At 67.4% G+C, this 3,070-nt stretch carries 4 protein-coding genes and 4 tRNA genes; all 8 read left to right on the forward strand.

The window, feature by feature from the left end; translation table 11 throughout:
• The first annotated feature begins 67 nt into the window (after window positions 1-67).
• Window positions 68-1,063, forward strand: a complete 996-nt coding sequence (locus FL311_RS42295) for a RimK family alpha-L-glutamate ligase (RefSeq protein ID WP_141333272.1) — start codon at window positions 68-70, stop codon at window positions 1,061-1,063.
• Window positions 1,064-1,126: 63 nt separating this feature from the next.
• The gene (locus FL311_RS42300) at window positions 1,127-1,576 is read left to right on the forward strand and encodes a hypothetical protein (protein WP_141333273.1); all 450 of its coding nucleotides are present in this window, start codon (window positions 1,127-1,129) and stop codon (window positions 1,574-1,576) included.
• A gap of 5 nt (window positions 1,577-1,581) precedes the next feature.
• A complete protein-coding gene (rlmB, locus tag FL311_RS42305) occupies window positions 1,582-2,388 on the forward strand; it encodes a 23S rRNA (guanosine(2251)-2'-O)-methyltransferase RlmB (protein WP_141333274.1) in 807 nt (268 codons plus the stop codon).
• A 128-nt stretch (window positions 2,389-2,516) separates the two neighbouring features.
• Window positions 2,517-2,589: transfer RNA gene (locus FL311_RS42310), tRNA-Thr, on the forward strand.
• A gap of 76 nt (window positions 2,590-2,665) precedes the next feature.
• Window positions 2,666-2,749: transfer RNA gene (locus FL311_RS42315), tRNA-Tyr, on the forward strand.
• Window positions 2,750-2,758: 9 nt separating this feature from the next.
• Window positions 2,759-2,834: transfer RNA gene (locus FL311_RS42320), tRNA-Gly, on the forward strand.
• 26 nt (window positions 2,835-2,860) lie between these two features.
• Window positions 2,861-2,936, forward strand: a tRNA-Thr gene (locus FL311_RS42325).
• Between the two features lie 17 nt (window positions 2,937-2,953).
• Window positions 2,954-3,070 (forward strand): GTP-binding protein (locus FL311_RS42330; RefSeq protein WP_228556770.1); only part of this gene is annotated, 117 nt, incomplete at its 3' end.

Raw genomic sequence — 3,070 nt, forward strand, 5'->3', positions numbered from 1 at the left:
GCTTTACCCCGGGGGTGGTGGGGATTATAGGTCCCGTCCGCCTCCGGCCCGGTTGCCGCCCCTGCCCATGAAAGTCACCCTTCTCTCGCGCTCCGCTTCCATTCCGTCCACCCGACGTCTTGTCGAGGCGGGGCGCGCGAGGGGGCATCAGCTCCGCGTTCTCAACCCTCTCCGGGTGCAGATGCACCTGGATGGAGGGGGAAGCGCCACCCTCTATTACGACCGCAAGAAGCTGGCGCCCACGGACGTGGTGCTGCCGCGCATCGCCCAGTCCATCAACACCTATGGCCTGGCGGTGGTGAACCAGTTCGCGCTCCACGGCGTGCCGCTGGTGAACCACGCGCAGGCCATCGCGCAGTCGCGCAGCAAGATGCGCTCGCTGCAGCTGTTGTCCGCGCATGGCATCGACATCCCCGCCACGGTGATGGCGCGCGACGCCGCCCAGCTCAAGGAGATGGTGGGCCTGGTGGGCGGTGTCCCCGTCCTGGTGAAGCTGCTGCAGGGGCAGGAGAAGCACGGGGTGATGGTGTGCGAGAGCCTCCAGTCCCTGGAGGCCGCGCTCGAGGCGGTGCTGGGCCTGGGGCACAACCTGGTGATGCAGGAGTACGTGAAGAGCACCAGCCAGGATGTGCGCGTGCTGGTGGTGGGCGGCAAGGCGATCGCGGCCGTCCGCAGGCGTCCTCGCCCGGGCCGGCTCGCCCACACGCTCATCAAGGGCGCGCGTCTGGAGGAGATGGACCTGTCCCCGGGGCAGCGGGCCACGGCGGAGAAGGCCACCCGGCTGGTGGGCCTGGAGGTCGCGGCCGTGGACCTCCTGGACGTCCAGGGCCAGTCCAAGGTCTTCGAGGTGAACAGCTCTCCCGCGCTGCCGGAGATGGAGGCGGTGACGGGCATGGACCTGGCCACCCCCATCATCATCCGGGCCGAGGAGCTGGTCGCGGGCGCGGAGCCTGTGTCGATGCCGGACCTGCTCCCACCGAGCCCGCTCGCGAGTGCCCTCGTCCCATCACCGCGCAAGAAGCGCGCGAGCCGTGCGCCGCGGAGCGGCTCGGAGGGCGCGTGAACAGAATCCCGGCACCTCACGTCGAGGCGTGATACGCAACCCCCGCATCCAGGAGACCCAGCCATGTCGCACATCCGAAGCGTCACCTCCGTCGCCGCCCTGCTGGTGGCCTGCGTCTGGGCGGCCCCGGCGTCCGCGAACGAGGTGGACCCCGCCAGCCTCTATGACGTGTCCACCGACGGCTCCTCCTCCCAGGTGAAGGCGGGAGAGAAGGGCGTGTTCGTGGTCTCGGTGAAGACGAAGTCCGGCGCGCATGTCTCCGAGGAGGCCCCGCTGAAGCTGGACGTGAAGGGCACCCAGCTCACCGTGGCCAAGGAGAAGCTGGGCCGCGAGGACTCGGTCTCCAAGAAGGCCGCGGGTCAGGAGTTCGCCGACCCCCGCTTCGAGGTCCCCTTCACCGCGGCCGCCGCGGGCAAGGGCTCGGTGGACGCCAAGCTCGTCTTCTTCATCTGCACGGAGAAGATCTGCGCCCGTCAGCAGAAGACCCTCTCCGTCCCTGTCGAGGTCCTCTAGTCCCCATGCGTGAGCGTTCCTCCCGAGGTGGTCGAGGCGAGCGCGAGGGGGGAGATTCCTCCGCGCGCCACGTCTATGGGGTGAATCCGGTCCTCGAGGCCCTGCGGGCCCGGCCGGATGAGGTCGAGCGGTTGTTCATCGTGGAGGGACAGCTCGCGGCCAAGGCCGCGGGGGAGCTGCTCAGCCGCGCCCGGGATGCGGGCGTCCGTGTCGAGAAGGTGACGCGCGAGCGGCTGGCGGTCATGGCCGACGGTGGCGTGCACCAGGGCGTGGTGCTGGAGCTCAGGGGCTTCAAGTACGCGGAGCTCGAGGACCTCCTCGACGCGGCCCAGGTCAGCAAGCGGCCCGCGCTCGTGGTGGTGCTCGACGGCATCCAGGATCCTCACAACCTGGGGGCCATCATCCGGTCGGCCCATGCGCTCGGGGCGCATGGGGTGGTCATCGCCAAGGACCGGGCCGTCCAGGTGACGGGGACGGTGGCCAAGGCCTCCGCCGGAGCGGTGGAGCACTGCCTCATCGCCCGCGTGGTGAACATCTCGCGCGCCCTGGATCAGCTGAAGGAGGCGGGGCTCTGGGTGGCTGCGGCCGACGTGGACGCGACCGAGCCCATGTGGAGCGCCCGGCTGGACGGGCCCCTGGCCCTCGTCGTGGGCGCCGAGGGGGGAGGGGTGAGGGAGGGTGTGCTCAAGCACTGCGACCACCGCCTGCGGATTCCCATGGCGGGTCAGGTCGGTTCACTCAATGCGTCCGTTTCGGCCGGCATTCTGCTATACGAGGTCGCCCGCCAGCGGGGGAGCAGCTCCTCCCGTTAGTCGGTCTGAACCCGGGATCAATCTCCTTGACTTGGGTGATGGGGACTTCTAAAAGGGCGCGCCTCGCACATCGGAGTCGGGTGGTTGACGGCTTCGGTGCAGGTGGGGTAGGGCAGGAGCCGATGAGTGCCGGTGTAGCTCAGTCGGTAGAGCAACTGATTTGTAATCAGTAGGTCGCGGGTTCAAGTCCCGCCGCCGGCCAAGCAGGACGGGGCCGCGGATGAGGGCCCGGGACGAGCAGTGCGGGGGGCAGTTGAAGTCGGTGGTTCAAAATTCTGGAGGGATACCCAAGCGGCCAAAGGGAGCAGACTGTAAATCTGCCGGCTCTACGCCTTCGATGGTTCGAATCCATCTCCCTCCACTCGGCATTGCGGGAATAGCTCAGTTGGTAGAGCGTCAGCCTTCCAAGCTGAATGTCGTGGGTTCGAATCCCATTTCCCGCTCCAAACGTTGTAGTTCATAGCATCGCCAAGCCCTGATAGCTCAGTTGGCAGAGCGCATCCTTGGTAAGGATGAGGTCACCAGTTCAATCCTGGTTCAGGGCTCCATTTTTTAGAGGAGTGTCATGGCCAAGGAGAAGTTCGAGCGTAACAAGCCCCACGTGAACATCGGCACGATCGGACACGTGGACCACGGCAAGACGTCGCTGACGGCGGCCATCACGAAGGTGCTGGCGAAGACG

The sequence above is a fragment of the Myxococcus sp. AB025B genome (assembly GCF_006518215.1).
Classification (GTDB): Bacteria; Myxococcota; Myxococcia; order Myxococcales; family Myxococcaceae; genus Myxococcus; species Myxococcus fulvus.

Coding starts and splice junctions, on each gene's coding strand:
- FL311_RS42295 (WP_141333272.1), top strand. CDS start 68: ATGAAAGTCACCCTTCTCTCGCGCTCCGCTTCCATTCCGTCCACCCGA.
- FL311_RS42300 (WP_141333273.1), top strand. CDS start 1,127: ATGTCGCACATCCGAAGCGTCACCTCCGTCGCCGCCCTGCTGGTGGCC.
- rlmB (WP_141333274.1), top strand. CDS start 1,582: ATGCGTGAGCGTTCCTCCCGAGGTGGTCGAGGCGAGCGCGAGGGGGGA.